The organism is Vibrio ouci (assembly GCF_004551525.1).
In the GTDB taxonomy this organism is placed as follows: Bacteria; Pseudomonadota; Gammaproteobacteria; order Enterobacterales; family Vibrionaceae; genus Vibrio; species Vibrio ouci.
The window spans coordinates 1-659 of the sequence record NZ_SATR01000313.1 but is presented as its reverse complement, the minus strand read 5'-3'; the positions used below and the strand labels follow the sequence as shown (position 1 = coordinate 659).

1 protein-coding gene is annotated in these 659 nt (G+C 48.0%); it reads right to left on the bottom strand.

The genetic code is table 11. The features are described 5' to 3' along the window. Positions 1 to 284: 284 nt before the first annotated feature. Positions 285 to 593 carry a transposase gene (locus ELS82_RS25830; protein WP_244230898.1) on the bottom strand — a complete coding sequence of 103 codons (309 nt, stop codon included), beginning with the start codon at positions 591 to 593 and terminating at the stop codon, positions 285 to 287. Positions 594 to 659: the final 66 nt, after the last annotated feature.

The following is a 659-nucleotide window of genomic DNA, read 5'->3' as shown; positions in this document are numbered from 1 at the left end:
ATACCATTGCGTGCTTTGATACCCTTTTCTTTCATGATATCAGCAATATAGTTGACGCAGCAGGCATAGCCTGCTTGATTCAGCTCATCGGTGATCTGAACCATAGCGAGCACGATGCTTCGCAAAGGTACACATGACTAACTGTTCAAAGCGGTATCGCCGCTTTGAACGCTCACTCGGCTCTCGATTTAACCATTTGTAATAACCACTCGGCGAAACGTCCAAGGCGTGGCACATATGAGTGATTTTGTATTTCCCAACATAGCTCTCAATATACTCGTACTTCACTCTTGGTTCTTCGCGAAGTACGCCGAGACCTTCTTTAGGAATTCCATTTCATCTTTGAGTCGCTTGTTCTCGCGCCTTAGCGCTCGAAGCTCTTCGGACTCTTTCTTCGAGTAGTCGACACCGTCTAAGGTGTTAAACTGTTTATCAGATAGGCGTGTGAACTGGCGCTTCCAGTTCCGGATTTGCTGGGCACTGATGCCCAGCTCCTTGGCAACGGAGACTGCTGTTCGGCCCGGAAGACTGGCCAGACGCACTGCTTCTTTGCGGAACTCTTCGGTGTACGCTGGATTACGATGTTTAGCCATAAATCACCTCTCAATTAGACCCTAGATCTAACTTAGTAAAGTGTCTACTAAACGTGGGGTACTCGG